Source organism: Selenomonas sp. oral taxon 478 (genome assembly GCF_001189555.1).
Taxonomy (GTDB): domain Bacteria; phylum Bacillota; class Negativicutes; order Selenomonadales; family Selenomonadaceae; genus Centipeda; species Centipeda felix.
Genome location: NZ_CP012071.1, coordinates 1,156,244 through 1,180,727, shown reverse-complemented (window position 1 = coordinate 1,180,727; position 24,484 = coordinate 1,156,244). Strand labels below are relative to the sequence as shown.

Genomic DNA, 24,484 nt, shown 5'->3' with positions numbered 1-24,484 from the left:
AAATACGAGGCCGCGATCCGCAGCCTCGGAAATCTTATCATAGGCTTGTATAGAGCGGCGCAGCGACGAGGTCGATGCGCGTGCCGTCAGGATAGCGCTCATAGAGTGGATAGTCCGTGCCGTCCACCGTAATGGTCAGCTCCGTCCCCACACCTGTGCGCAGGCTCAGCGTGTCATAGTCGCGATCCATATCGAGGATGAAATGCCCATCCTCCTCGTGAAACGTCCCCTCCTCGGGGAGAAAGGGCAGCCCCACGCCGTGTGACTGGTAGCGCGTGCCCGTGAGGTGGAAATGTCCGTCCGGATAGACGGTGAGGAACTCCTCGACGGGCGTCTTCTGCACGGAGTGGATGAACCGCACGGTAAGCGGCGTGCCCTCTCTGCCGATCTCCCGTACGAGGACAGTCGTCTCTCCGCCCGCGTGCATGAGAAGCGCCGGCGCAGAGAGAATATCAAATGCGATGAGGAGCACCGCCGCGGCGAGAGCGATCAGATAGGCTCTCATTTCTCGTTAAAGTACTTCTCCGCCCCCGCATTCATCGGCAGAGACATTCCATCCTCCGCCGTTGCCTTTGTGATCTGCTTGCCGACAGCGTGCGCGGCCTGCAGGCGATCGAGGTTCGAGAAGATCGCCTTCGTGATGCTGTAGCCCATGTCGGCATCCACCGAGGGCCCCGCAACGAGCATCGCCATGACAGAGACCGAGGGGATGTCCTCATTGAATCCGCCGTACGTCCCCGCAGGGATCGTGGTCTTCGTATAGAACGGATACTTTGCGATCAGCGCATCCGCAGCCTTGTCCTCCACGGGGAGGAGACGTACGGGGTTCTGTGAGGCGATATCCTGCACAGACGCCGTCGGATAGCCCGCCGTCAGCACGGCAACATCCACGTTGCCGTCCTTCAGCGCGCTCGCCCCCTCGGCAAACGAGAGGAACTTCGCATCAATATCATCGTAGGAGATGCCGTATGCTGCGAGGATCTGGCGCACATTCGCCTCAACGCCCGAGCCGGCCGCGCCGACCGCGACACGCTTGCCCTTGAGATCGGCAATGCTCTTGATGCCCGAGGTCTGGAGCGTCACGAACTGGCAGGTCTCAGGGTAGAGCGAGGCGATCCCCTGCAGTCCGTCCACCTTCTTGCCGTCGAACATCTCCGTGCCTGTCACGGCATAGTATGTAATATCGTTCTGCACCGTCGCAAGGTCGATCGCCTTGTCGCGCAGCATATTGATATTCGCCACCGACGCGCCCGTACTCTGCGCACTCGCGTTCATCCCCGGGATCTCCTTGTTCAGAATCTCGGCAATCGCGCCGCCGATCGGGTAGTAGGTACCCGCCGTGCCGCCTGTGCCGATGTTCAGGAACTTCTTGCCCGATGCAGAGTCGCCGCCGCAGCCGGTAAGGAGTGCAGCAGAGAATACAAGGACTGCACCTGCCGCAAAAATTTTCTTTACGGTAGAGATGTTCATGTTCTTTCCCTCCTAAAATGAGCGATTTTCCACAAAAAACGGAATAACAGAAACATAGTAACATAAAAACCGCCCTGCACGCAAGCAGGGCGGCGTTTGTATCGCGGTATACATAGGAAAGGCACGCGTATGGCAGAATGCTTTTATCAGCGATTTCTCAGTTTTTCACAATCTCTGCCGGCTCGCCGTTCGCCTTGGCGCGCGCAATGCACTCCTTCAGGCGCGCGATATTCTTCACGTGGAGGTCGATCGCAAAGCGGATGCGCTTCTTCTCCTCCTCGGTGAATACAGGGTCCTCGTAGGCAGCGCGGATGCGGACGAGGCGTGCCTCCACGTCGCGCAGCTCATCCTCCATCGGCCGCACATGCTGCAGCGCACAGCCGTAGACCGCGCGCATCGCATTGAGGACGTACTGTGCGTAGCCCGGCTCGCCCGAGGCTTTCTCCAGCCACTGTGCGACGTGATAGATCACGTCATAGGGTGACTCACCGCCGTGGATCATGGAGACGATCTCCATCTTGACCTGCTGCTCCCTGCCGTGCGGTTGGCGGATCAGCTCCTCCGCATCCACCATCAGATGACCTTCTCGCCGTGGTAGCGTTCGCCGCCGATCTCAGGATAGACGCCGTATTCCACCGCCCACTCACATTTATACTTGATTGCCTGTGCATGGATCGTCTTGATACGGTCGATATTCTCTCGCATGATCTTGCCCGGGACGCCCGCGACGAGCGAGTTCGGCGGGATTACGGCGTTCTCCTTGACCACGGCGCCTGCCGCGATAATCGAGCCGCGTCCGATCTTTGCCCCTGTGAGAACAATGGCGCCCATGCCGATCAGCACGTGATCCTCGATCTCACAGCCGTGAATGCATGCGCTGTGTCCGACCGTCACATAGTCGCCGATGATGCACGGGTTCTCATCCGCGACATGCAGACACGTGAGATCCTGAACATTGGAGCAGACGCCGACCGAGATATAGTTGACATCGCCGCGCGCGACAACCCCCGGCCAGAGGCTCGCGTACTGCCCGAGCCGCACATCACCCGAGAGGAACACCTGCGGCGCGACGAACGCCTCCTCGTGAATCTGCGGCGTAATGCCGTGAAAGGCATGGAATCCGTCTCCTTTGAATGTAAACATAGCAGCTCCTTTCAAACAGATGCGCACAATTTATTTTATCGCATTTCGGACAAAAAGAAAAGCTGGTGATCCTCACCAGCCTGTATTTCCTGCCATTTGGTCGTCGATGCACGACGCGCTCGTGCGCGTCTCCCCCGTGCAGACACTAATCATCCCGCCAAGTCTCAAGGTATCCCTCGCCAAGGCCAGCTAATTCTTCCAAATGTGCCGTATGCCGTTCCCCCATTCCCTTTCGAATGCTGGCACACGTATAAGAAATACGAGTGATAATTTACCATATCCGCCGTGCTATTGCAACAGTTCTGCACCCTCCGGGAAAATTTAATAGAACACAGCATTACGAAAAGACAGACGATTATTTCTTCAAAGGACAGGCAAAAAGGTTCCTTAAAAATCGCGCTGAATTTATCCGTGATCTCCACATCTCCGCTTGACTTCATCGCGCTTCTGCGCTATAATCAACGTATGAATAACTGTTCATATAAAAGCAGAAAGCGGTGATCCATCATGGATTCAGCAGCACAGTCTCATGAATGCGGGTGCGGATGCACGCATGCGCAGGCGGAACGGAGCGCGTACCTGTCCATGCGCACGCGCATCGCGGCAGCAGTGCTGCTCTTTCTCCTCGGCATGCTCTGCGGCGAGGGGACGGCGGGCACTATTCTCTTTCTCGCGGCATATCTCCTCGTCGGCGCTGATGTTCTCTGCCGTGCCGCTGTGCATCTGCATCGGGGGCATATCTTTGGCGAGCACTTTCTCATGAGCACCGCCACGATCGGCGCACTCGCACTCGGCGACTATGCCGAGGCCGTCGCTGTTATGCTTCTCTATCAGCTCGGCGAGTTCCTGCAGGATCGTGCCGTTCAGCGTGCACGCCGCTCCATCACAGCGCTCATGGACATCCGCCCCGACACGGCGCGCGTCCTCATGGACGGGCGCGAGGAGATCGTACATCCCGCGGTGGTTGCCCTTGGCAGCACGATCCGCATCTATCCGGGCGAGCGCGTGCCGCTCGACGGGACGGTGACCGCAGGCGAGAGCACACTTGACACTGCCGCGCTCACGGGCGAGTCCCTGCCGCGCACCGTGCGTATGGGAGATACGCTGCTCAGCGGCTGCGTCAACATCACGGGTGCGCTCACCGTACGCGTCACAGCCGCCTATGCGCAGTCCGCTGCGGCGCGCATTCTGGAGCTCGTGGAAGAGGCCGCCGAGAAGAAGTCGCGCACGGAGGCATTCATCACACGCTTTGCGCGCATCTATACGCCCGTCGTCGTATGCGCCGCTCTCGGCATCGCCGTCCTGCCGCCGCTCGTCATGGGAGAGCCCTTCGCTCCGTGGGTCTATCGTGCACTGACCTTCCTCGTCATCTCCTGCCCCTGCGCCCTCGTCATCTCTGTCCCGCTCACCTTCTTCGCGGGACTCGGGGCAGCATCCCGTGCGGGTCTCCTCGTCAAGGGCAGTTCCTATCTCGACGCGCTCGCCCGTACGGACACCATCGTCTTTGACAAGACGGGCACGCTCACCGAGGGCAGCCTCCGCGTGACGCGCATTCTCCCCGCCGCAGGCGGTACGGAACAGGAGGTGCTCGCCCTCGCCGCTGCAGCAGAACAGCACTCGTCCCATCCGACGGCGCGGGCCGTCATGCGCGCTTTCGCGGAATGCGGCGGCACCCCTGCGGCTGTCCATGACATCGAGGAGCGGGCGGGACGCGGCATCACCGCACGCAGCGAAAAGCGCGTCATCTGCATCGGCACACACGCATACCTCAGCGAGAGAGGTGTCGCCGACCTCCCGCCTGCCGCACCTGCGGGTGCGATCTGGCTCGCCGTGGATGGAGCGTATGCGGGCATGATCTGCGTCGCCGACACCGTCAGGGCAGGTGCTGCGGACGCCGTCCGCGCGCTGAAGGAGCACGGCATCCGCGAGACCGTCATGCTCACGGGCGATGCCCGCCCCGCCGCACAAGACGTCGCTGCGGCAGTCGGCATCGACACGGTATACGCCGAACTCCTGCCGCAGGACAAGGCGGCGCATCTTGAGCGTCTGCTCGCCGCCGAGCGCGCGGGCAGGACACTCGCCTACATCGGCGACGGCATCAACGACGCGCCCGTCCTTGCACGTGCCGACATCGGCATCGCCATGGGCGGCATCGGTGCGGACGCCGCCATCGAGGCGGCAGATGTCGTACTCATGACCGACGAACCGCGCAGGCTCGTCTCCCTCCTCGCCCTCGCACGCCGCACCGTCCGCATCGCACGGGAGAACATCGCCCTCGCCGTCGGCATCAAGGCGGCCGTCCTCCTCCTCGGTGCACTCGGCTGGGCAAGCCTCTGGGCGGCGATCTTCGCCGACGTGGGCGTCACCCTCCTCGCCGTCCTCAATGCCATGCGTGCCATGCGGGCGCAGAAGAACTTCATCCATATTTAAGGAAACACTGATAAATTCGGCACAACCATCTTGACGCATCTTTTTCGCCCGCTTTTCGTTAGCAAATCCTCCACATAGCCCTCGCTATGCGTCCGGTTTGCTGCCTCAATCGGACAAAAAATCTACGCCAATCTGGCTGACCTCATTTTATCAGTGTTTCCTTAAGCAATCTCCCCTCCATACGATATGATAGATAAAGAGATCGTTCTCTGCGGAGGTGCTGATCATGCAAACACAGCGTATCGATGAAAAACTTTCCTTTCTGCACACGGACAATCATCCCGCACGTCAGGCCACGGGACAGGCAGCAGGGCAAAACACAAAAGCTGCACCGACCATCCTCTCCCGTGCCGCCGAGGTCTATATCAGTGCGAAAGGCCGCGAACTGAGTGCAATGGATGCTCCCGACGACCGCCTGACCCCTGCCGAGACGGCACTCGCCGCCGAGCAGAACGAGCTGGATGAGAAACGCGCGAAAAAGGACGAAGCCGCCGCCATCGAGCAGCGCATCGCGACTGACGAGAAGCTCACAGACGACGATAAGGCACTCCTGCAGAAGGAAGCGGACAAGCTGAAGCGAGCGGGAATGACCGATGAGGATTGGCTCAGCGCATTCTACAAGAAGGGGCGCGAATTAGAACGGCAATACAATGCCGAAGGGCTCACAGGAGAGGATAAGCGACTCATCGGCACACAGATAAGTGAGAACGCAAAAAACATCGGTGAGTTCCAAAATATCATCAAGGAAAAAGCAGAGCATACCGACGCCCTGCGGCGTCAGTCCGTGCAGGAGCGCGCCGACCTCGACGCCGCTGCGGCAAAGGAAAAGGAAAACGCTGCCCCCAAGGAGGACAATGCGGCGGCGAACGCCGTCACCTCCCTCACTGCCGCACTGACAAAGAAGGCACTCGATGATGCGGAGAGCAAAGACAAGGACGATGCAGGGCACAAGGATGCAGCCCGCAGCGAATAAATCTTGCACGTTACACGGCTCTCTGATATAATAGGGACATAGAGAAGAGACCTTGACAGGACGTCTACTTCTACACCGATAAGGTATAACCGCTCAGTGTGTCCAGCAGAGGGCGGTTATTTCTTTTTTATCGCAGCAATGTAGCCAGTGACGAGAATCAACGCAAAGATGAACTCGTAGTAACCCATGTGCACCACCTCCTTTCCCGTAGGATAATGGAAGTGGAGAAACAGACGCCCTGCCTGTTAAGGTCTCTATTCTTATTATACAAACACCTGTTCAAATCTGCAACTAAAAAACACACAAAAGCCCCCGACGATCGTCGGGGGCTTTTCACATCTCTTTATGCCTCACCGCGGCGTCCGTGGTAGAGACACCACGGCTCCTCCGCCATGAAGTCGCCGCCGTGGTAGTACGCAGCGCGCGCACGGCAGCCGCCGCACGCCTTCTTATAGCTGCACGAGCCGCAGCCGCCGCCATAGTCGAGCGTGCGCAGCTCCTTGAACACCTCGTTTTTCGCCCAGATCTCGTCGAACGGCGTCTCGCGCACATCGCCGAGCTCACGGTTGAGATAGGCACACGGCTGCACCTTGCCACGCGGACTGATGATGCAGTACGTCAGCCCCGCGAGACACCCGCGCGAAAAGCGCGTATCCACGCCGAGCTGGTCGGCAATGCGCAGGAACTGCGGCGCACAGGTCGGCTTCAGCTCGATGTCCACCGTCTCCTGCTTCTTCATGATGCGCGTGAGCACATCCTCATACGCCTCCGCGCGCAGCGACTCCTCCTCGATCGTCTCCGCGCGCCCCGTCGGCACGAGGAAGAAGAAGTGATGCGCCTTTGCTCCGATCTCCACGGCGAAATCCGTCATCGCCTCAAGCTCGTGCGCGTTCCAGTCCATCACTGTCGTGTGGATCTGAAACGGCAGACCGACGGCACGGCAGTTCTCCATGCCGCGCACCGCGCCGTCCCAGCCGCCCGGGAACGAGCGGAATGTATCGTGCTTCTTTTTGTCGAGCGAGTCGAGCGAGATGCCCATCCCGCATGCGCCCGCCTCCTTCAGCGCCTTCGCCATTGGCAGGTCGATCAGCGTGCCGTTCGTGCCGAACACGGGGATCAGACCCAGCCCGCGCGCATAGGCGACTAGCTCAAGAATATCGGGGCGCGACAGCGGCTCACCGCCCGAAAAGATCATAATGCGGAACCCCGCCTTTGCGATCTCGCGCAGGAGCTTCTTGCCCTCCTCGGTCGAGAGTTCCTCGTCCGCGCGGCAGCCCGCGTCACGATAGCAGTGCGCACAGTACATATTGCAGGCGTTCGTCACGTTCCACGAGATGATCTTCACCCCGCCGCCCGCAACGCCCTTCGGGTGCCCGCCGGGGTGACCGCCCTGTCCCATGCCATGCGGATGTCCACCGGGATGCCCCATCCCATGCGGATGTCCTGCCGGGGCACTCTGTGCAGCGTGCGCCGCATCCATCGGCGCGCTCACAGTGCCGCCCCCGCGACGCCGATCTCCTCATCCGTCAGATAGCAGGACGGATCGGACGCCCAGAAATCCCCCGTCCGTGCCTCGGCACGCGTCCGGAAATTTCCGTTGCACCAGTCGAGATACTGACAGCGCGCACAGCGCCCCTTGAGGAGCGGCTTGCGATCCTTCAGCCCCGCCATGATTGGATTCGTCACATCCTGCCAGATATCGCCGAACTTGCGCTCGCGCACATTGCCGAACGTATGATGCTGCGTAAACTGATCGGGGTGCACATAGCCCATCGGATCCACCTCACCGAACGCGATCCCGGAGCGGTTGCCGCCGTTCGCGCCGATCAGCTTCTTGATCTGCTCCGCGCCCGCGTCGTTGCCCTCGGCAAGTGCCTTCAGATACATATAGACCCCGTCGCAGTGATTGTCCACCGTCAGGATTTCCTTCTTGAGACCGCGCGCCTCAAAGTCCTTCGTCCGCGCGATAATCGTATCCATCGCCCGCCGCGACTCCTCGGGCGTCACATCCTCATCCATCATCTGCCCGCCGCGCCCCGAGTAGACGAGGTGATAGAAGCAGACGCGGTTGATCCCCTTTTCCTCGATGAAATCGAAGATCTTATCGAGCTCCATGATGTTGTGGTGATTGATCGTAAAGCGCAGCCCCACGCGCTGACCGACGGCGACGCAGTTCTCGATGCCCTCCATCGCCCGCTGGTACGCGCCGTCCACCCCACGGAACATATCGTTCACATCCGCCAGACCGTCGAGCGAGATGCCGACATAGCCCACGCCGAGATCCTTGATGCGCTGTGCCACATCGCGCGTGATGAGCGTCCCGTTCGTCGAGAGCGTCGGACGCACGCCGCGCTCTGCCGCATGCTCCGCGAGCTCGAAAAAGTCAGGACGGATCAGCGGCTCGCCGCCCGAGAAGAGCAGCACGGGTACGCGGAACTCCGCGAGATCGTCGATGAAGCGCTTTGCCTCCTCCGTCGTCAGCTCCCCGTCGTACTTCTGCCCGTCCGACTCCATATAGCAGTGGCGGCAGCGCAGATTGCACGTACGCGTCGAGTTCCAGACCACCACGGGGCCCATGCCCTCTGCTGCACCGCTCTTCATCCGATGCGCATTGTGCGAGTAGCGCAGCGCATCACCATAGTACTCATCCATAAAAAGTAGTTTCGTTACACTGATCATTGGTACTCCTAAATACACAGATTGGAACACGGCTCGCGCCGTCACTCCGTAGGGAAAACAACACTCAGCCCTCTGACTGCCCGTCCCGCCTGCGGATGCCGTCGAGGAGGAGGCGCGTCTTGAGCGCGATATTCTCCTGAAAACTCAGCTCCAGCTGGCTGAACGCCGCCGCCTGATACAGTGAGTGGAACATCTCCGCGATCAGATCGACGGGAACGTCACCGCGAATCTCCCCCGCCTTCTGTCCCTCGCGGATAATCTCGGTAAAGACCCGCTTTACCTGCGGCGCCATGCGGCTCGGATGCGGCTTATCCTCCGCCCCCTCCTGCGGCTTATGATGTGACACCGAGAGAAAGAGCGGCATCACAAAGCGGTTCTCATCGAGGAACTTTGCCGTCACGCGCGCACCGACCTCAAGCAGCTCCAGCGAACTGCGCTCCGCCGACCGCGCTTCGGCAAGCGCCATGCGTATCGTCTCGCCCAGCCGTCCAAGCAGGGAGAACAGCAGCTCCTCCTTCGAGGCGAAATAGTTGTAGAACGTGCCGATGCCGAGATCCGCCGCCGTCATGATGTCCGCAACCGACGTCTCCTTGTAGCCCTTCTTCGAGAACTCGCTGATCGCGGCTTCGAGAATCATCTTGCGCGACTGCAGCTTCTTGCGCTCACGACGCCCCATCTTTTCTTCCAAACGAATCGCACCCTCTCTCGTTAGTAATACTATTATAACGAAAAAAAAGCCATTTGAAAAGCAAAATATGAACCTCGTTCATATTTTCATTCTCAATGACAAAAATATCATCCATGTACAAAAAAACGCCGATCTTCATCGGCGTCTGCATTCAAAATGGTGACCCAGGAGGGATTCGAACCCCCGACCCTTTGATTCGTAGTCAAATACTCTAATCCAGCTGAGCTACTGAGTCACGTGTCTTGCGACGGTGATTATAATAACATCTTTGAGGCAGACTGTCAAGGGGGATTTTCCGGAAGTTGCAGGATGGCAAATTGCAAGTTTTATTGTCGCAAGGTCTCGTTAAACTTTTAGCGAGTTATATCATCGCAGCATACATATCATTTGCTGACTTATATCCGAAAATCTTGCGCGGATAGTTGTTAACCCAATCTTCGATCCGCTGCAGTTCCTTCGGCTTCAATTTGCTGAAGTCCGTTCCCTTGGGAAGAAACCTGCGCAGCATCCGATTTCCGTTTTCGTTGCTTCCACGCTCCCAGCTGCTGTACGGATGCGCGTAATATACCTCGCCGCATTTGGCGGCACGCTTCATTCCTTCGCCATCTAAAAACTCTGACCCGTTGTCCGCCGTGATGCTCTTGAATACGTGCGTAAAGTCTCCTTTGACGCGCTGCTGCAACCGACGAAGTGCTTGCAGTACTTCTTTTTGGCTCTTGTTCTTTATCAGAACATAGAGTGATTTCCTCGTCTGCCGTTCGACCAATGTTAAAATTACCGGCTTTGTCCCTTTGCGACCGACAACCAAGTCAATCTCCCAATGTCCGAACTCCTCTCTCCGATTCACCGGCTCAGGGCGCTCGTCGATGCTTTTCCCGTCCCGGTTATTCCACGCAACGCCGTGCCTGCTGTTTTCTGTCTGTTTGTCTCGATTCTTTTTGTAGAGGAGGTCGTCGTTTGTGAGTTCGAGAAACAGCTGCTGATCGATATAGTTATACAGGGTCTTGACACAAATGCGGACATCATAGCTCCAGCCGCGTTGACAGAGCTCACCGATAACTGCCGCAGGAGACCATTTTTCTGTTTTGATCTTATGTTCAATGTGTCGAGCAAGCGCGTGGTCTTTATCGATTTTCAGCCCCCGCCCTTTACGAGCAGCGTTTTCCTCGTGTCGTCTTTGTGCTACATCGGCAAGATACACCCACTGCACCTGCAGGTCTCCGCAGGTCTTGATATTCTTTGTCGCAGGTTTGAGCTGTGCTGTCATTCCAAGACGCCGCTCCCGCTCAATCGTACGCTTGGAGCAGCCAATGTACGCGGCGATTTCCTGCGGCTTCAACCCGGCCTGGAAATAGGCTTCGATTTTGTACCGATCCCGCTCCGTCAGCTGTTTCCATTTCCCTGTTTTTGTAGTACAATGATTCTGTTCCATTTTGCAGTCTCACTTTCAGTTTCTTTTTGTGTTGTGACTAAAAGTTTAACTGAACCGTTTGCAAAATGGAACTTTTTGCGTCAATTTATTTTACAACTTACGCGGAAGTTGCAGGATTGCCACAGATATGCTGCACAAGCAAATAAAAGGGGGCACCGCATTGTGCCCTGTGCAGTCTCCTAGACGCGCTCGCCCCACACGCCGTCGCGGCAGAGACGCACGAGACGCATGGGGACGAGCTCGCCGCGCGGGACGGCGGCATCTGTATAGACGCGGATGTATGTCCCTGTCAGTCCGTCCGCCACACCGTCCTGCTCCGTCTCAAAGAGGACCTCATCCACCGTGCCGAGCGCCGCACGATGATACGCCTCCGCCATCTCCTCGGCGAGTGCCTGCATCCGCGCTGCACGCTCCCTGCGCACCGGCGGGGCGATCTGATCCGTGCGCCGTGCCGCCGGCGTACCGCGCCGCGCCGAGTACGGGAAGACGTGCATCCGCGCAAATCCCATCGCGCGCACAAAGTCAAGGCCTGCCGTGAAGTCCTCCTCCGTCTCCCCCGGAAATCCGACAATGATGTCCGTCGAGATCGCCGCGCCCGGCACGGCGCGGCGCACATCGGCGAGGAGCTGCGCAAACGCCGCCGTATCGTAGCGGCGGTTCATCGCGCGCAGGACGTTGTCGCTCCCCGCCTGCAGGGGCAGATGCAGATGCGGAGCAAAGCGCGGCTCCGTCCGCACGAGCGAGAGGAGATCCTCCGACAGCTCCACCGACTCCAGCGAGCCCAGCCGCAGCCGCCGCAGCCCCTGTGTGCGGAGTACGGTGCGACACGCATCGGCGAGCGTTGGCCGCTGCGGGAGGTCGATGCCGTACGCGCCGAGGTGGATGCCCGTCAGCACCACCTCGCGAAACCCCGCCGCTGCGAGTTTCTCCATCTCGCGCGCCACCGCCGCAAGCGGACGCGACTTCACGGGGCCGCGTGCATAGGGGATGATGCAGAACGAGCAGAAATTCTGGCAGCCATCCTCGATCTTGAGAAAGGCGCGCGTGCGGTGCGGTACGCCATGCAGAGGGATGTCCTCAAAGGCACGCGCCTGCATCACATCTGTGATCTCCTCCACTACGCCGTCCGCACGAAGCGCCTCCTCCACATAGTCCACGATGCGCGCGCGCTCCTCCGTCCCGATCACGACGCGCACCCCCGCAAGAGCACGCACCTCCTCAGGCGACACCTGCGCATAGCAGCCCGCCACAGCGATGCACGCCGACGGATTTGTGCGCGATGCACGGCGGATGATCTGGCGGGACTTGCGGTCGCTCAGATGCGTCACCGAGCACGTATTGATGACGTAGACATCCGCCCGCTCCTCGAACGGCACGATCTCGTAGCCGCGCGCACGGAACAGCCCCTCCATCGTCTCCGTCTCGAACTGGTTCACCTTACAGCCGAGTGTCATAAATGCTGCGCGCACCGCACACCTCCTGTTTTCATGGGGCTGTTGCACGAAGTCGCAAACTTCGTGCAGCAGCCCCTTCTTTGTGCCCCTTCCACCGCTTACGCGGTCCCCCTTGCTGACCTGTCCAAGAAGCAAGTCCACAGGACGAAGCTGATTGGGTAACAGGTCGTATGGGAAAACGTCCCAAGAACACGAGCGACAGCGATGTGTGATTGGCTGACGTTGACCGCTCCCCGTGATAACGGGGAAGGCTTAGGATACCTGTATATTAGCTTCCCCGTTTGCGGGGGAGGCTTGGAGGCGCGGCAGCTCAGCCTCCTCCGCCGAAGCGGGGGAGGTGGCACACGCAGTGTGCCGGAGGGGGCGCCTCTGTCTCGTGTGACGTTTCGACAATAAAAAAGAAATAACCGCCCTGCTTTTGGCATGGGAGCGGTTTATTTCCGTCTGCTGGTGAAGGAGAGCATCCCCCATGAGAGGTTCTCCTTCTCTATACTTTTATCTTAACAGATTTCGCCCGCCTTTGCAAGGCACACGCGCAGCACGCCCGCCGTGATAAATTTTTGCCCTCACCTAATGACATTTACGAAAAAAACGATATAATAGGTGTAGAAAAAAATCCCTACCATACACACCACGGAAGGAGGAAATTCATGGCAACGATTACACAGATGACCAGTGCGGCGAGCAGCATCTACCGCTCGCTCTACGCCGGCAACTCTCGCACGGATGCGACGCGTGCCATCTTCGGCGGTCCCATGCAGCGGCAGGGCAACAGCAGTCTCTACTCCGCACAGTACCGCGGGCAGGACTCGAGCGCAGAGGAGCTCAGCTCCATCCTCGCCATTGCGAATCAGGCGGCAAAGCTGCGCAAGACCTATGCGGAGACCAGCTCCAAGTTCTATGCTGAGTACGACGGCAACATGAAGGATCTGCGCAAGGCGGCACGTGCCGTCGAGAACACGGACTTCAAGTTCAGCCGCAGCGACATCACGACGAATGCCGATGGCTCACGCTCCTACAGCGACCGTCTGAAGAGCGCGATCTCGGACGTGAAGGACCTCGTCAGCAAGTACAACGAGACGAGTGACTTCCTGCGCGAGAACAAGGAGCTCGGCAAGGGCGTGCAGGCACTCTCAAGCGAGTTCTCCGACACCACCTATATGGCGGGTTCGTATGCGAAGATGGGCATCTCCGTCGACGGCGCAACAGGCAAGCTGCGCGTCAACGAGAACCTGCTCGCCGACGCACTCATCGACTCCCCCGCACGCTCCGAGGCGATTCTCGGCCGAGGCGGACTCGCGGGACGCGCCGACCGTCACGCAGAGGCGGCACAGTTCTCGCGCCGCAGCGTCATCCCGACCATGGAGCAGGCGATCGGCGGGCAGCTCAGCTACGCGTCAAACATCCTGAATGGACGCTCCCTGCCCACCATGTCGCGTTACTCGAACATGCTGAATCTCTTCAGCATCTATGTCTAATGAGAGGAAAATGGAGTATGGATATTGCACAGCTTTCCGTCAGCATGGCGGCACAGCAGACTGCACAGAGCGTCGGCATCGCCGCCGCAAAGATGGCGATGGACTCGAGCAGTGAGGCACTCGACCTGATCGAGCAGAGCACCGCGAGCCTCGACCCGAGCCTCGGCGGCAGCATCGACGTATCCGTGTAACAGAGTAGGGGCTGTGCAGTAGCACAGCCCCTTTTTTATAAGGAAGGAGTGTCACTATGTTTGTCACCACCGTTGACTTTCACGCCAATATGGATAAATACTTGGCTCTCATTCCACATGAGGATATTTTCCTCACCGTCGAGGGAAAACCCGTCGCGCACATGGTCGCCCCAAAAATGAGTGCAGTGGACCATCTATATGGTCTGCTAAAAAACGCTCCTGCGGAAACAATGGCAACGGACATCCGCGAAGAAAGGCTGCAACGTCATGAACATCCTATGTGATACAAACATCATTCTCGACGTTCTGCTCGCCCGAGCACCATTCGCAGCATCATCCGCAGACGTTCTCCGTCTCTGCGAAAGCAGACAAATCAAGGGATATACGACAGCCTCGTGCATCACAGACATATTCTACTTTGTACGGAAGAACCTGCACGATACAGAGCTTGCCTATCAAGCGATAGAACACATTCTGGATATTCTTTCTGTCTGTGACGTTACGTATGCACACATCCAGAAGGCTCTGCACAATCGGACGCCTGATTTTGAGGACGGACTTGTCGCCGTTTGTGCGGAATCCCTCCACTGCGATTTTATCATCACACGAGATGCAAGTGGTTTTACTTCGTCACGTGTGCCAGCGCTCACACCACAATCTTTTCTAAAAAAATTACCTCAATAAAAAACACCCCTTTTTTGCGTTGATGCATCTTTTTTGTCCGCTTATCGTTAGTAAATCGGACAAAATCTACGTCAATCCGGCAGCTCCCATGTTTCACTGATTCCTCAAATATGCACACGTGAGGATGGATTCTCTCCTACGCCGAGATAGGATTTCAGTGCACGTTGGAGGAGCTGAGAGTAGTTCACCTTCTCTCGCCGCGCCAGTGTATCAAGCCAACGTGGAATGGTCACCGTCTTATTGGTCGCCCTGTTATCCATCCGCTCACGGAAGGGAGGCATCCACGCCTCAATCATAGCGATGGTTTCTCCTGCACGAAGCGAAATCTTCCCGACGGGCGATGAGGCAGGGATTGTCTCACCATCCTCCTCCATCCCGTAAAGATGCAGCTGCAGTGCCTCCTTCGCACGCGAAAATGCCTGTTCCATTGTATCTGCGCACGAAAAACAGCCCGGCAAATCAGGAAAAAATATCGAAATACCGTCCGCTTCTGTATGGAAAACGGAGGGGAACACATACGTATCATTCATGGGAATTCCCTCCTTAGAGTGCAAGCCCCGACTGTTCTCGACTTTACAAGATACTGGGGAAGATCCTTGACAGGGTGCGGCACGGTCACACGCCCCTCCTTCGTCAAATGTTTGAATTGGTGGTGATCCCCGACACAATGCACCTCATACCATCCATCAGATTTCAAAAGTTTAATGATCTCTCGGGACGAATAACTGCGCATTGTCTCCCCCTCCTTTGGCGTATTATAACACGTGGAATCACCCATGGGCAAGAAAAACACAACACAAAAATCCCCCTCCCGCAGGAGGGGGATTTTATTACGTATTGATCTGCCGCTGACCAAAGAATTGATCAGAAGAAGAACTCAACCGTGCCGTAGAGCTTCTGAACCTTGTCGTTGCTGCCGCTCTCGAGCTTCTTGCCGTTGAAGTACTTACCCGTCAGAACAACGTTCTTGAGCGGGGTGTAGTCCGCACCGACCTCAATGCCCTTCGTGCCAAACTGTGCACCATCCGTTGTTGCAGCAACCGATGCACCGCCGAGGTAACGATAGGAGAGGTATGCGCCCCACGAGCCCTTGTCCATCATGTCTGCGCCCTTGTAGGCGTAGGTCACCTGATAGGACTTCTTGTACTTATTGTCTACATCCAGCTTGTTCGCATGTGCATAGGCACCCGAGAGGAAGCTGTTCTTGTCGAAGTGATAGCCGAGGTCTACGCCCCAAACGTTAAGCGAATCCTTGCCGTTCGACGTGTAGGAACCGATGTCCTTCGATTTGAGGTGGTAGTAGCCCGCACCTGCGACAAAGTTGTTCTTCTCATAGTTGAGTTTCGCACCATAGTAGTTCGCACGCTCGCTGAGGTTATCCTTATCAAGGAATGCCCCCTTGTAGCGGCCAGCCTCGAGCGTTGCCTTCAGATCACTGCCGAACGTGACCTGTGCGCCCGAGAAGTTGTCATCGAGGACGATGGATCCCGGTGCCTGATAGCCCTCTGAGGAGAGGAGCGCCATCTTGCCGAGACGAACCTGGAAGTTCGTGTAGTCACCCTGCACGTAGGCACGCTTCAGCGTAACCTTGCCATCCTTGCCCGTGTCATCTGCAACGTTGAGGTCGGCGTCGAGACGTGCGATCGCATGCCAGTGATCGTTGATCTCAGCCTTCGGCTCGAGACGGAACTTCACCTCATTCGTGGTGTCCTTTGCCTGTCCCTCGGGACGGAGGCTCTCATACTTATACTGGAGCTTGCCGTTCCACTTTACCATGTCAGCGTTGCGCTCGAGGTTCGAGACGCGGACGCCGAGGTTGTTGAGCTCATCAGCGAACTCTGCTGCGAGGCGGTCAACGAGCGCACGATCCGATGCGGACATATCGCCCTTTGCCATTGCCTTTGCCACCATCTGCGCCATCTCGTAACGCGTGATGTTGCGGTCGCCGCGGAACGTGCCGTCGCCGTAGCCCTCGACAACGCCGTCAGCAGCGAGCTGCGTCACAGCGTCGTATGCCCAGTGGTCACGGGGCACATCGGAGAACGGGTTCGCAGCTGCGAACGTGGTGGATGCTGCGCCGACAACGAGTGCCGTCGCGAGTGCGGATACGAGTGTCTTCTTCATGAGAAACTCCTCCTTCAATAAATGAGAAATACTCGATTTCCATTCGGAGGAATACGCGGGTGAAAGTATCCATGTTTCCTTTGCCCTCTGTATCCTCTCGTTTGGAACGTCTTTATATTACCATGCAGAAAAGCAAAATGCAAGTCCTATTGTGAATTAATTTTATACTAGGTGATGAAATTCAGATTAGTTTCAGATTCTCTGCGTGGCTGCTGACTTCCTATGGCAGAGACATACCCGCGTGCGTGGCGCCCCCTCCGGCACACTGCGTGTGCCACCTCCCCCGCCTCGGCAGGGGAGGCTGGCGTTGGCGTTACGGGGTCAAGGCATTCAATGATTTTTGATACATCTCATCCACTCTCACTCCCCCACGAGGGCGAGCGGGACGGGGATGCGCGTACCGCCCGACGCGCGCAGGAGCTCGACGCGGACGCCGAATACGTCGGCGATGCGCTCCTCGGTGAGCACCTCGGCGGGCGTGCCCGTGGCGGCGACAGCACCGTCACGCACGAGGATGATGTCGTCCGCGTACTGCATGGCGTGTGCCATGTCGTGCAGGACCATGAGGATGGTCATGCCGTGCTCCGTGCTGAGGCGGCGCGTGATCTCCATGACGCGCAGCTGATGCGCGATGTCGAGGTAGGTGGTCGGCTCGTCGAGGAGGAGGAGGCGCGGTTTCTGACTGAGCGCCATCGCGAGGAAGACGCGCTGCCGCTCGCCGCCCGAGAGAGTGTGTACGTCGCGCGCGGCGAATGCGCCGACGTTCGCCATCTCCATCGCCCACGCGACCGCGTCACGGTCTGCCGCCCCCGTGCGCAGGGAGAACCGCCCCGCGTGGGCAAATCGGCCGTAGGCGACGAGCTCGCGCACGGTGAGCCCCGCGGCCGCCGCGCGCTCCTGCGGCAGGATGGCGCGCACGCGTGCCAGCTCCCGCACCGTATAGCTGCGTAGCTCGCGTCCTGCCAGCTCGATCGTCCCCGTATAGTGTGGGTTCAGTCCCGCGAGGGCGCGCAGGAGGGTGGTCTTGCCCGCGCCGTTCGGGCCGATGATCGCCGTGCGCCGCCCCGCCGGGATCTCGATGTCCACACCGTGCAGGATCTCCTGTCCGGCGGCGGAGACGGTGAGCCCCGCCGCCCGCAGTACGGCGCTCACAGCTGCCTCCGCAGGAGATAGAGGAAGAACGGTGCGCCGATGACCGCCATGAGGATGCCGACGGGCAGTTCAAGCGGGGCAAAAAGCAGGCGAGCCGCTGTATCGCTGAGGGTGAGGACGGCGACGCCGAGGAGTGCCGCCGCGGGCAGGAGCACGCGATGATCCGCGCCGACCATGAGGCGTGCGGCGTGCGGGACGATGAGCCCGACGAAGCCGAGGAGCCCCACAACGGAGACGGCGCTCGCGGCAAGCAGGGCGGCGAGCGCCGTGAGCATGACGCGCGTGCGCTCGACGGCAAGCCCCACGCCGCGTGCCATGTCGTCACCGAGCAGGAGGATGTTGAGCCGTCCCGCCGCGAGCAGAGCGCAGAGCCCCGCACCGACGGTGTACGGCAGGAGCATCTCGACGTGCGGCCAGCTCCGCGCAGAGAGTCCGCCGACCATCCACATGAGCGCGCTGTGGACGCGGTCGCTGTAGAGGATCATCATGGCTGAGATGCCCGCGCCGAGGAATGCCGAGACGGCGACGCCCGCGAGGATGACGCGCGTCGGTCGGATGCCGTCACGCCACGCGAGGAGATAGATGAGGAGGGCGGCAAACATCGCCCCGCCGAACGCCGCCGGCGTGATGAGCCACGCCGCTCCAGGCAGGACGAGCATGATAAAGATGCCCGCCAGCCCTGCGCCGGAGGAGATGCCGATGATGTGCGGGTCGGCGAGCGGGTTGCGCAGGATCGCCTGCAGGATCGCCCCCGAGAGGGCGAGGTTTACGCCGACGAGGGCAGCAACGATGGTGCGCGGCAGGCGGATGTTCCAGAAGATCTGGGCGTGCGCCGTGTCACGCACGCCGCCGAGGGCGGCGACGATCTCCGCGCAGGGAATGTTCACCGACCCCTTTGCCGTCGATACGATACAGCCGATGACGGCGAGCGCGGCAAAGAGCACGAGGACGAGGATGCGTTTTCTCATGGATAGACGAGCCCCGCCATATACTTCGCCGCCGCGGGGTAGTCAAGCCCGGGGCTGAAGAGGAACATCTCCTGCGGGAGGTAGTAGACTCTGCCCTCACGGATGGCCGTGACGGTCTGCCATGCGGGGTTATCCGCGAACATTGCCTCCATGGACGCGCGGATCTCCGCCTCATCGCCCATGCTCGTGACAAAGAGGATGTCGGGGTTCTGTGCGACGAGGGTCTCCATGCTGTAGGGGGCGGCATCGGGGTTCTTGTCAAGGGCAGGCATGCCCGCCGCCGTGTTCTCCCAGCCGAGCATGTTCGCAATGCAGCCCGCGATGCTGCCGTCGAGCTGGACGGAGAGCCCCTGCCCCGTGCTGTGGATGATGGCGACGCGCTTTTTCTCCTGCGGGATGGAGCGGCGGACGGCGTCGAGGTCGCTGTCCATCTTCCGGACGAGCTCCTCCCCCTTTTCCTTCTCCCCCGTGAGCGCGGCGAGGATGCCGATCTCGCGCTTTACGTCATCGTAGCTCTTGCCGTCGAGGACGAGGGTCTTGATGCCGTTCCCATCGAGCGTATCGATGAGCTTTTCGTTCATGCCGCGATTGAGGAGGACGAGGTCCGGCGAGAGAGAGATCAGCTTCTCTGTGTCGATCTGGTAGGTTTTTCCGATGGAGGGCGCCGCCTTTGCTGCGACCGGGATCTTCATCTTGGAGTCGGGGCGTCCGACGACCTCGCCGCCGACGGCGTAGAGCGGCGCAATAAAGGAGGCAGAGGTGACGGCGATGCGCGCAGGCTTTTGGTCAAAGCTGACCGTGCGTCCGTTGTCGTCCGTCACCGTGGCGTAGCTGCCGTCCGCCCCGCTGCCGGCGGAGGGGGTGGGCGCACCGCACGCGCTGAGGACGAGGGTGGCGGCGATGAGGAAAATCGTTCCCAATGCTCTCATGTCAGTTCCTCCGTGCAAGAATAGTGGAAAGGTAGTTCAGCGGTTCGCCGCGCTGTGCGCCAATGTCGCGGATGATCTTCTCATCGTCGAGCCCTGCACGGCTGACGAGGACGGCATCCTCCGCCATGTGGTTTTCTGCGAGAAGGTCAATGATCTCGGGGGCGTTGCGGTAGACCTTCATGACGACAGCGCTCTGCACGGCGGAGAGAATCTTCTCGATGTCTGCGCGGTCCGCCGTGCCGGGAATGATGGCGAGGATGTCATCGCCCTCCACGACGGGGCGATTGAGACGGCTGCCGATCGCGGCAAAGGCGGGTACGCCCGGGATGGTGACGATCTCGACGTTCTCCTGCTCCATGAGACGGAAAACGTAGATGTAGGTGCTGTAAAACATGGGGTCGCCGAGGGTGAGGAAGGCGACGTTCTTCCCCGCGTCGAGGAGGGCGAGGATCTCTGCTTTGTTTTCCTCCCATGCTTCGGGATTTTTCGTGAAGTCCTTGACCATGGGGAAGACCTGATAGACGATCTCGACGCCCTCTTTAAGGTAGGGACGGGCGATCTTGAGGGCGACGCTGCCGTCCTTCTTCTCGGTCTTGGGGGCAATGAGGACATCTGCTGCCTCAATTGCCTTGATTGCCTTGACGGTGAGCAGTTCGGGGTCGCCCGGACCGACGCCGATGCCGTAGAATGTGCCGCGCATAAATTTCCTCCCATGATGAAAGCCCGCGCCTTTCTTTTGTCTTGGGCGTCACTTTTCTTTCTTTTCCCACTTGTTCTTATCGGTTCTTCGGTGGAAGTGTGCGAAGAATACAAAAATCCTTCCCCCATAGTACAGAGGAAGGATGATTTTGTCAATATAGAGCATTCGCCAACAGGCGCACGCATTACATCAGCATCGCGAGCATCGCACCTGCGGCGACGGCGGTGCCGATAACGCCGGCAACATTCGGTCCCATGGCGTGCATGAGGAGGTAGTTGCCGGGCTTTGCCTTGATGCCGACGATCTGGCTGACGCGCGCTGCCATCGGAACGGCAGAGACGCCCGCCGAGCCGATGAGCGGGTTGATCTTCCAGCCCGTCGCGCGGCACATGATCTTGCCGAGGACAACACCCGCCGCCGTACCGAAGATAAAGGCGACCAGGCCCAGTCCGATGATCATGAGCGTTTGCTTGACGAGGAAGCTCTCAGCACTCATCGTGAGTCCCGTGCCGAGCGCGAGGAAGATGGTGACGGTGTTGATGAGCGCATTCTGCGCCGTATCGGAGAGACGATCCGTCACGCCGCTCTCGCGGAAGAGGTTGCCGAGCATCAGCATCCCGAGGAGGGCGGTGATGGACGGCAGGAGAAGGCTGATGAAGATGGTCGAGACGATCGGGAAGGCAATGCGCTCGAACTTCGTGACCTCACGTGCCTGCTCCATGACGACCTCGCGCTCCCGCTTCGAAGTGAGGAGCTTCATGACGGGCGGCTGAATGAGCGGCACGAGGGCCATGTAGGTGTACGCCGCAACGGCAATCGCACCGAGGAGGTGCGGGGCCATCTTGGAGGCGAGGTAGATGGAGGTTGGGCCGTCCGCACCGCCGATGATGCCGATGGAACCTGCCTCCTGTGCATTGAAGCCGAGCATCATCGCGCCGATCAGAGCGACAAAGACGCCGAACTGCGCCGCCGCGCCCATAAGAAGGCTCGACGGGCGGGCGATCAGCGGACCGAAGTCCGTCATTGCGCCGACACCGAGGAAGATGAGCGGAGGGAAGATCTCATACTTGATGCCCATGCCGATCGCGGACATGACGCCAGGCTCCTCAAAGCCGTTGAACGGAATGTTCGCAAGGATACAGCCAAAGGCGATCGGGCTGAGGAGCAGCGGCTCAAAGTCACGGGCAAACGCAAGGTAGAGGAGCACCAGTCCAACGAAGATCATGATGAGGTTGCCGGATGTGAATCCGGAGAATCCACTGCCCTGTACAATCGCCTGCAGGGAGACGGAAAATGCATTGATAAAGTCCATGATGATCCCTCCTTAGCGCATCCCGCGCTCGCGGGCATAACGGCTCCACGAGGGCTGTTCCGCCGGACGCACGGCCTTGATCTGTGCAGGGCTGCAGCCGCAGGCGGCGACGGCGGCGGCGATGACTGCGATGGTCTCTGCGCTGACGCCCTCATCCGCGGCGGCAGGTGCGGCAGCCATAACGGGTGCAGCAGGTGCGGCAGCCATAACGGGTGCAGCAGGTGCGGCAGCTGCCTGCGGCGGCGCTGCCGGCACTTCCTTTTTCTTGGTTGGATCAATCAGATGGACAAGCTCAATGAGCCCCCACACCGCCGTCAGCACAGCAAAGACAATGACCATGTTGATGACCATAATGACGAAGGGGTTGTCCGTGACCGGTTGATGCATACAATCACCTCATCCTTTTCAGCTGCGCATTTCTCCATAGGAATGCGCTAAATCTAATTCGCTGTTTATTATGCGTCATTTCAAACAATTTTACAAGTTTTATTTCGTTTTGTGAGTGAATTCTCACGTATTCGTGCTGCAATTCACGAGCCGATGTGGCTGCCGCCCCCATCGGCTCGCTGTGCTCGCCACTTCCCCCGCAAGCGAGCTACTAGCTACTATGCCGTGATCCTCCAAAGCCTTCCCCGTTATCACGGGGAGCGGTCAACGTCAGCCAATCACACATCGCTGTCGCTCGTGTTCTTGGGACGTTTTCCCATACGACCTGTTACCCAATCAGCTTCGTCCTGTGGACTTGCTTCTTGGACAGGTCAGCAAGGGGGAGCGTGCAAGCGGTGGAAGGGGCACAAAGGCAAAGCTGTTACACAAGATTGTCAGCCTCGTGTAAACCGCGTCCCCTTACTCAGCGCTTGCCGCATCAAACGCGTTCTTTACCTCAGCATAGATGGCCTCGTAGCTCTGGCCCGGCTGTGCCTCGTAGAGTTTCGTGCCGTCCATAAAGATGCTCGGGACGTAGTAGTACTGCCCGGCGTAGGGCTGGGTGCGCGCGGGCTCGCGGTTCTCGTCGATGAAGGTGAGCGGAACATCCACGTACGCGCCGCCCTCTGCGCGCAGTGCGTCGATGGCGCGATGTGCATTCGCACAGTAGGGGCAGCCCTGCATTTCGATCATGGTCAGTGTTTTCATGGAAATTTCTCCTTTGATTTAGACGATATCAGTGATTGCTTCCCCCGCCGAGGCGGGGGAAGTGCCGAACGCAGTGAGGCGATGGGGGGCGCTTGTGACTTGCGAGGTTATCGCTCGATGCACAGTAATATTGCCAGCGTCCATGGCGCCCCCTCCGGCTCGCGATGCTCGCCACCTCCCCCGTCGTGACGGGGGAGGCTTAGAGAGTGCGATATTTAGCTTCCCTATCATACCGCAACTTTAAGGAAGCACTGATAAATTCAGCACCGCCATCTTATCAGCGATTCCTTAGGCAGATAAGCGCACGACCACTTGCAAACGAGGTGTTCGCGCGAACAGCAATGCCACACTTCGTATCATCATACCACAACTCTACTCCTCAAGCAAAAATGCGGCAAAGACCTCGTTGCCGCGTTTCATGCCTGCCGCCGTCAGCGCAGCGCCCGCCGCCGTGCGGCGGAGGAGGCCGAGCGCAGCGTAGTGCGCGATCACCGCGCCGTAGACCTCCTCCAAATCTCGCCCCCAACGGCGATAAAAGTCCGCCGCGTCGATGCCCTCCGCCGTGCGCAGCGCGAGGAAGGCATACTCCTCCATCGCACGCTCTCGTGTGCGTGAGCCGTCCTCGGGCGTGCGGACGCTCGTGCCCGCGCGCATGGCGCGGATGTAGGCGGGGATGTCCGCCTCGTTCGCCCAGCGCTCACCGTCCACATAGCCGTGCGCCGCCGCGCCGAGGCCTAGGTAGGGGGTCATGTGCCAATAGCCGCGGTTGTGACGGCTCTCAAAGCCCGGCTGCGCGAAGTTCGCGATCTCATAGCGGGCGTAGCCGCGCGCGGGCAGCTCCGCCATGAGGAAGTCATACATCTCCTCGGCCGCGTCCTCCGTGGGGAGGTCGAGCCGCCCTGCTGCCTGCATCGCCGCGAACGGCGTTCCCTCCTCGACGGTCAGCCCGTAAACGGAAAGGTGCTCCGGCGCGAGGGCGGCGGCCGCCGCGACGCTGCGCCGCAGGTGGTCAAGGGTCTGCCCCGGCAGTCCGTACATGAGGTCGATGCTGATATTCTCAAAGCCCGCTGCGCGTACCGCGTGAAAGGCCTGCTCCGCCTCCGCAGCGGTGTGGATGCGTCCGATGCCATAGAGGAGCGCATCGTCAAAGCTCTGTACGCCGAGGCTGAGGCGGTTCACGCCCGCCGCGCGGAGTGCACCGAGGTACGCCGCATCCACGGTGCCGGGATTCGCCTCGACGGTCCATTCCACAGGCGTTCCCGCCGCCGTGCGGAGCGTCTCCAGCACTCCCATGAGGAGCGGCGCAGGCAGTGCCGTCGGCGTGCCGCCGCCCACGTAGATGGTCGCCGCCGCACCCCACCGGGCACGAAGCGGCGGCACTTCGCGCAGGATCTCTGCCGTCAGCGCCGCCGCGTAGGCCTCCATCTCCGCCGCATGCTGCGCGGACGGGGCGGAGACGAAGTCGCAGTATGCACATTTTTTCACGCAGTAGGGGATGTGGACGTAGATGCCCCACGTCTGCCGCCCCTCTTCCCTGCGCATA

Annotated in this window: 26 protein-coding genes and 1 tRNA gene; 6 read left to right on the top strand and 21 right to left on the bottom strand. The window is 59.5% G+C overall.

Annotated features, from left to right (window positions below; genetic code table 11):
- Nucleotides 1-37 precede the first annotated feature (37 nt).
- The 4 genes from ADJ74_RS05530 to ADJ74_RS05515 form a co-directional block, all read right to left on the bottom strand.
- A complete protein-coding gene (locus ADJ74_RS05530; RefSeq protein ID WP_050342549.1) occupies nucleotides 38-505 on the bottom strand; it encodes a DUF1850 domain-containing protein in 468 nt (155 codons plus the stop codon).
- Nucleotides 502-1,470, bottom strand: a complete 969-nt coding sequence (locus tag ADJ74_RS05525; protein WP_050342547.1) for a TAXI family TRAP transporter solute-binding subunit — start codon at nucleotides 1,468-1,470, stop codon at nucleotides 502-504. Before ADJ74_RS05525 ends, ADJ74_RS05530 begins: the two co-directional genes overlap by 4 nt.
- 157 nt (nucleotides 1,471-1,627) lie before the next feature.
- Entirely contained in the window at nucleotides 1,628-2,044 is a 417-nt protein-coding gene (locus ADJ74_RS05520; protein ID WP_050342545.1) for a hypothetical protein, read from the bottom strand.
- The gene (locus ADJ74_RS05515; RefSeq protein WP_050342543.1) at nucleotides 2,044-2,613 is read right to left on the bottom strand and encodes a gamma carbonic anhydrase family protein; all 570 of its coding nucleotides are present in this window, start codon (nucleotides 2,611-2,613) and stop codon (nucleotides 2,044-2,046) included. The genes ADJ74_RS05520 and ADJ74_RS05515 overlap by 1 nt, the downstream gene beginning before the upstream one ends.
- 585 nt (nucleotides 2,614-3,198) lie before the next feature.
- On the opposite strand from ADJ74_RS05515, the gene ADJ74_RS05510 reads away from it, so the two are divergent.
- Both ADJ74_RS05510 and ADJ74_RS05505 read left to right on the top strand, forming a co-directional pair.
- Nucleotides 3,199-5,043, top strand: coding sequence for a heavy metal translocating P-type ATPase (locus ADJ74_RS05510; RefSeq protein WP_050344223.1), 1,845 nt, complete (start codon nucleotides 3,199-3,201; stop codon nucleotides 5,041-5,043).
- Nucleotides 5,044-5,269: 226 nt separating this feature from the next.
- The gene (locus tag ADJ74_RS05505) at nucleotides 5,270-6,016 is read left to right on the top strand and encodes a hypothetical protein (protein WP_050342541.1); all 747 of its coding nucleotides are present in this window, start codon (nucleotides 5,270-5,272) and stop codon (nucleotides 6,014-6,016) included.
- Between the two features lie 343 nt (nucleotides 6,017-6,359).
- Here ADJ74_RS05505 and nirJ2 read toward each other — a convergent pair whose 3' ends face one another.
- The 6 genes from nirJ2 to mtaB all read right to left on the bottom strand — a co-directional run bounded on the left by nirJ2 (nucleotide 6,360) and on the right by mtaB (nucleotide 12,284).
- Nucleotides 6,360-7,496, bottom strand: a complete 1,137-nt coding sequence (gene nirJ2, locus ADJ74_RS05500; protein ID WP_172664538.1) for a putative heme d1 biosynthesis radical SAM protein NirJ2 — start codon at nucleotides 7,494-7,496, stop codon at nucleotides 6,360-6,362.
- Between the two features lie 8 nt (nucleotides 7,497-7,504).
- The gene (gene nirJ1, locus ADJ74_RS05495) at nucleotides 7,505-8,695 is read right to left on the bottom strand and encodes a putative heme d1 biosynthesis radical SAM protein NirJ1 (protein WP_050342539.1); all 1,191 of its coding nucleotides are present in this window, start codon (nucleotides 8,693-8,695) and stop codon (nucleotides 7,505-7,507) included.
- 64 nt (nucleotides 8,696-8,759) lie between these two features.
- Nucleotides 8,760-9,371, bottom strand: a complete 612-nt coding sequence (locus ADJ74_RS05490; protein WP_050342537.1) for a TetR/AcrR family transcriptional regulator — start codon at nucleotides 9,369-9,371, stop codon at nucleotides 8,760-8,762.
- Nucleotides 9,372-9,540: 169 nt separating this feature from the next.
- A tRNA-Arg gene (locus ADJ74_RS05485) sits at nucleotides 9,541-9,618 on the bottom strand.
- Nucleotides 9,619-9,744: 126 nt separating this feature from the next.
- Nucleotides 9,745-10,815 carry an IS30 family transposase gene (locus ADJ74_RS05480; protein ID WP_050342535.1) on the bottom strand — a complete coding sequence of 357 codons (1,071 nt, stop codon included), beginning with the start codon at nucleotides 10,813-10,815 and terminating at the stop codon, nucleotides 9,745-9,747.
- A 179-nt stretch (nucleotides 10,816-10,994) separates the two neighbouring features.
- A complete protein-coding gene (gene mtaB / locus ADJ74_RS05475; protein ID WP_050342533.1) occupies nucleotides 10,995-12,284 on the bottom strand; it encodes a tRNA (N(6)-L-threonylcarbamoyladenosine(37)-C(2))-methylthiotransferase MtaB in 1,290 nt (429 codons plus the stop codon).
- 635 nt (nucleotides 12,285-12,919) lie between these two features.
- Between mtaB and ADJ74_RS05465 the strand changes: the two genes are divergently transcribed.
- The 4 genes from ADJ74_RS05465 to ADJ74_RS10965 are packed head-to-tail and all read left to right on the top strand — an operon-like array spanning nucleotide 12,920 to nucleotide 14,622.
- Nucleotides 12,920-13,747: a hypothetical protein gene (locus ADJ74_RS05465; protein ID WP_009753231.1), complete on the top strand. Its 828-nt coding sequence runs from the start codon at nucleotides 12,920-12,922 to the stop codon at nucleotides 13,745-13,747.
- Nucleotides 13,747-13,938: a YjfB family protein gene (locus tag ADJ74_RS05460; protein ID WP_009753232.1), complete on the top strand. Its 192-nt coding sequence runs from the start codon at nucleotides 13,747-13,749 to the stop codon at nucleotides 13,936-13,938. The genes ADJ74_RS05465 and ADJ74_RS05460 overlap by 1 nt, the downstream gene beginning before the upstream one ends.
- Nucleotides 13,939-13,994: 56 nt before the next feature.
- Nucleotides 13,995-14,222 carry a hypothetical protein gene (locus ADJ74_RS05455; RefSeq protein WP_009753233.1) on the top strand — a complete coding sequence of 76 codons (228 nt, stop codon included), beginning with the start codon at nucleotides 13,995-13,997 and terminating at the stop codon, nucleotides 14,220-14,222.
- Nucleotides 14,206-14,622 (top strand): PIN domain-containing protein, encoded by a 417-nt coding sequence (locus tag ADJ74_RS10965; RefSeq protein ID WP_071844300.1) that lies wholly within the window; start codon nucleotides 14,206-14,208, stop codon nucleotides 14,620-14,622. The genes ADJ74_RS05455 and ADJ74_RS10965 overlap by 17 nt, the downstream gene beginning before the upstream one ends.
- Before the next feature lie 104 nt (nucleotides 14,623-14,726).
- On the opposite strand, the gene ADJ74_RS05450 is transcribed toward ADJ74_RS10965, so the two are convergent.
- The 11 genes from ADJ74_RS05450 to hemW form a co-directional block, all read right to left on the bottom strand.
- A complete protein-coding gene (locus ADJ74_RS05450; RefSeq protein ID WP_050342529.1) occupies nucleotides 14,727-15,152 on the bottom strand; it encodes a type II toxin-antitoxin system HicB family antitoxin in 426 nt (141 codons plus the stop codon).
- Nucleotides 15,149-15,355: a type II toxin-antitoxin system HicA family toxin gene (locus tag ADJ74_RS05445; RefSeq protein WP_050342527.1), complete on the bottom strand. Its 207-nt coding sequence runs from the start codon at nucleotides 15,353-15,355 to the stop codon at nucleotides 15,149-15,151. Before ADJ74_RS05445 ends, ADJ74_RS05450 begins: the two co-directional genes overlap by 4 nt.
- A 131-nt stretch (nucleotides 15,356-15,486) precedes the next feature.
- The gene (locus ADJ74_RS05440) at nucleotides 15,487-16,746 is read right to left on the bottom strand and encodes an S-layer homology domain-containing protein (protein WP_050342525.1); all 1,260 of its coding nucleotides are present in this window, start codon (nucleotides 16,744-16,746) and stop codon (nucleotides 15,487-15,489) included.
- A gap of 360 nt (nucleotides 16,747-17,106) precedes the next feature.
- Nucleotides 17,107-17,898: an ABC transporter ATP-binding protein gene (locus ADJ74_RS05435; RefSeq protein ID WP_050342523.1), complete on the bottom strand. Its 792-nt coding sequence runs from the start codon at nucleotides 17,896-17,898 to the stop codon at nucleotides 17,107-17,109.
- Nucleotides 17,895-18,866, bottom strand: coding sequence for an iron ABC transporter permease (locus tag ADJ74_RS05430; protein WP_050342521.1), 972 nt, complete (start codon nucleotides 18,864-18,866; stop codon nucleotides 17,895-17,897). Before ADJ74_RS05430 ends, ADJ74_RS05435 begins: the two co-directional genes overlap by 4 nt.
- A complete protein-coding gene (locus ADJ74_RS05425) occupies nucleotides 18,863-19,795 on the bottom strand; it encodes an ABC transporter substrate-binding protein (protein ID WP_050342519.1) in 933 nt (310 codons plus the stop codon). Before ADJ74_RS05425 ends, ADJ74_RS05430 begins: the two co-directional genes overlap by 4 nt.
- Before the next feature lies 1 nt (nucleotide 19,796).
- Nucleotides 19,797-20,495, bottom strand: a complete 699-nt coding sequence (cobI, locus tag ADJ74_RS05420; RefSeq protein ID WP_050342517.1) for a precorrin-2 C(20)-methyltransferase — start codon at nucleotides 20,493-20,495, stop codon at nucleotides 19,797-19,799.
- A gap of 184 nt (nucleotides 20,496-20,679) precedes the next feature.
- On the bottom strand, nucleotides 20,680-21,807 hold the full coding sequence (locus ADJ74_RS05415) for a sodium ion-translocating decarboxylase subunit beta (RefSeq protein WP_050342515.1): 1,128 nt from the start codon (nucleotides 21,805-21,807) through the stop codon (nucleotides 20,680-20,682).
- 12 nt (nucleotides 21,808-21,819) lie between these two features.
- The gene (locus ADJ74_RS05410) at nucleotides 21,820-22,194 is read right to left on the bottom strand and encodes an OadG family protein (RefSeq protein ID WP_050342513.1); all 375 of its coding nucleotides are present in this window, start codon (nucleotides 22,192-22,194) and stop codon (nucleotides 21,820-21,822) included.
- A 459-nt stretch (nucleotides 22,195-22,653) separates the two neighbouring features.
- A complete protein-coding gene (locus ADJ74_RS05405) occupies nucleotides 22,654-22,941 on the bottom strand; it encodes a glutaredoxin (RefSeq protein WP_050342511.1) in 288 nt (95 codons plus the stop codon).
- A 372-nt stretch (nucleotides 22,942-23,313) separates the two neighbouring features.
- The gene (gene hemW, locus ADJ74_RS05400) at nucleotides 23,314-24,483 is read right to left on the bottom strand and encodes a radical SAM family heme chaperone HemW (protein WP_050342509.1); all 1,170 of its coding nucleotides are present in this window, start codon (nucleotides 24,481-24,483) and stop codon (nucleotides 23,314-23,316) included.
- Nucleotide 24,484 lies beyond the last annotated feature (1 nt).

Bases quoted from the DNA above. Each gene is read 5' to 3' on its own strand.
- ADJ74_RS05510 (WP_050344223.1), top strand. From the start codon at position 3,199: ATGCGCACGCGCATCGCGGCAGCAGTGCTGCTCTTTCTCCTCGGCATG.
- ADJ74_RS05425 (WP_050342519.1), bottom strand. From the start codon at position 19,795: ATGAGAGCATTGGGAACGATTTTCCTCATCGCCGCCACCCTCGTCCTC.
- ADJ74_RS05445 (WP_050342527.1), bottom strand. From the start codon at position 15,355: ATGCGCAGTTATTCGTCCCGAGAGATCATTAAACTTTTGAAATCTGAT.
- ADJ74_RS05455 (WP_009753233.1), top strand. From the start codon at position 13,995: ATGTTTGTCACCACCGTTGACTTTCACGCCAATATGGATAAATACTTG.
- ADJ74_RS05490 (WP_050342537.1), bottom strand. From the start codon at position 9,371: ATGGGGCGTCGTGAGCGCAAGAAGCTGCAGTCGCGCAAGATGATTCTC.
- ADJ74_RS10965 (WP_071844300.1), top strand. From the start codon at position 14,206: ATGAACATCCTATGTGATACAAACATCATTCTCGACGTTCTGCTCGCC.
- ADJ74_RS05415 (WP_050342515.1), bottom strand. From the start codon at position 21,807: ATGGACTTTATCAATGCATTTTCCGTCTCCCTGCAGGCGATTGTACAG.
- ADJ74_RS05405 (WP_050342511.1), bottom strand. From the start codon at position 22,941: ATGAAAACACTGACCATGATCGAAATGCAGGGCTGCCCCTACTGTGCG.
- hemW (WP_050342509.1), bottom strand. From the start codon at position 24,483: ATGCGCAGGGAAGAGGGGCGGCAGACGTGGGGCATCTACGTCCACATC.
- ADJ74_RS05505 (WP_050342541.1), top strand. From the start codon at position 5,270: ATGCAAACACAGCGTATCGATGAAAAACTTTCCTTTCTGCACACGGAC.
- ADJ74_RS05450 (WP_050342529.1), bottom strand. From the start codon at position 15,152: ATGAATGATACGTATGTGTTCCCCTCCGTTTTCCATACAGAAGCGGAC.
- ADJ74_RS05530 (WP_050342549.1), bottom strand. From the start codon at position 505: ATGAGAGCCTATCTGATCGCTCTCGCCGCGGCGGTGCTCCTCATCGCA.
- nirJ1 (WP_050342539.1), bottom strand. From the start codon at position 8,695: ATGATCAGTGTAACGAAACTACTTTTTATGGATGAGTACTATGGTGAT.
- ADJ74_RS05460 (WP_009753232.1), top strand. From the start codon at position 13,747: ATGAGAGGAAAATGGAGTATGGATATTGCACAGCTTTCCGTCAGCATG.
- ADJ74_RS05480 (WP_050342535.1), bottom strand. From the start codon at position 10,815: ATGGAACAGAATCATTGTACTACAAAAACAGGGAAATGGAAACAGCTG.
- ADJ74_RS05465 (WP_009753231.1), top strand. From the start codon at position 12,920: ATGGCAACGATTACACAGATGACCAGTGCGGCGAGCAGCATCTACCGC.
- ADJ74_RS05525 (WP_050342547.1), bottom strand. From the start codon at position 1,470: ATGAACATCTCTACCGTAAAGAAAATTTTTGCGGCAGGTGCAGTCCTT.
- ADJ74_RS05430 (WP_050342521.1), bottom strand. From the start codon at position 18,866: ATGAGAAAACGCATCCTCGTCCTCGTGCTCTTTGCCGCGCTCGCCGTC.
- cobI (WP_050342517.1), bottom strand. From the start codon at position 20,495: ATGCGCGGCACATTCTACGGCATCGGCGTCGGTCCGGGCGACCCCGAA.
- ADJ74_RS05410 (WP_050342513.1), bottom strand. From the start codon at position 22,194: ATGCATCAACCGGTCACGGACAACCCCTTCGTCATTATGGTCATCAAC.
- ADJ74_RS05515 (WP_050342543.1), bottom strand. From the start codon at position 2,613: ATGTTTACATTCAAAGGAGACGGATTCCATGCCTTTCACGGCATTACG.
- nirJ2 (WP_172664538.1), bottom strand. From the start codon at position 7,496: ATGGATGCGGCGCACGCTGCACAGAGTGCCCCGGCAGGACATCCGCAT.
- ADJ74_RS05440 (WP_050342525.1), bottom strand. From the start codon at position 16,746: ATGAAGAAGACACTCGTATCCGCACTCGCGACGGCACTCGTTGTCGGC.
- ADJ74_RS05520 (WP_050342545.1), bottom strand. From the start codon at position 2,044: ATGGTGGATGCGGAGGAGCTGATCCGCCAACCGCACGGCAGGGAGCAG.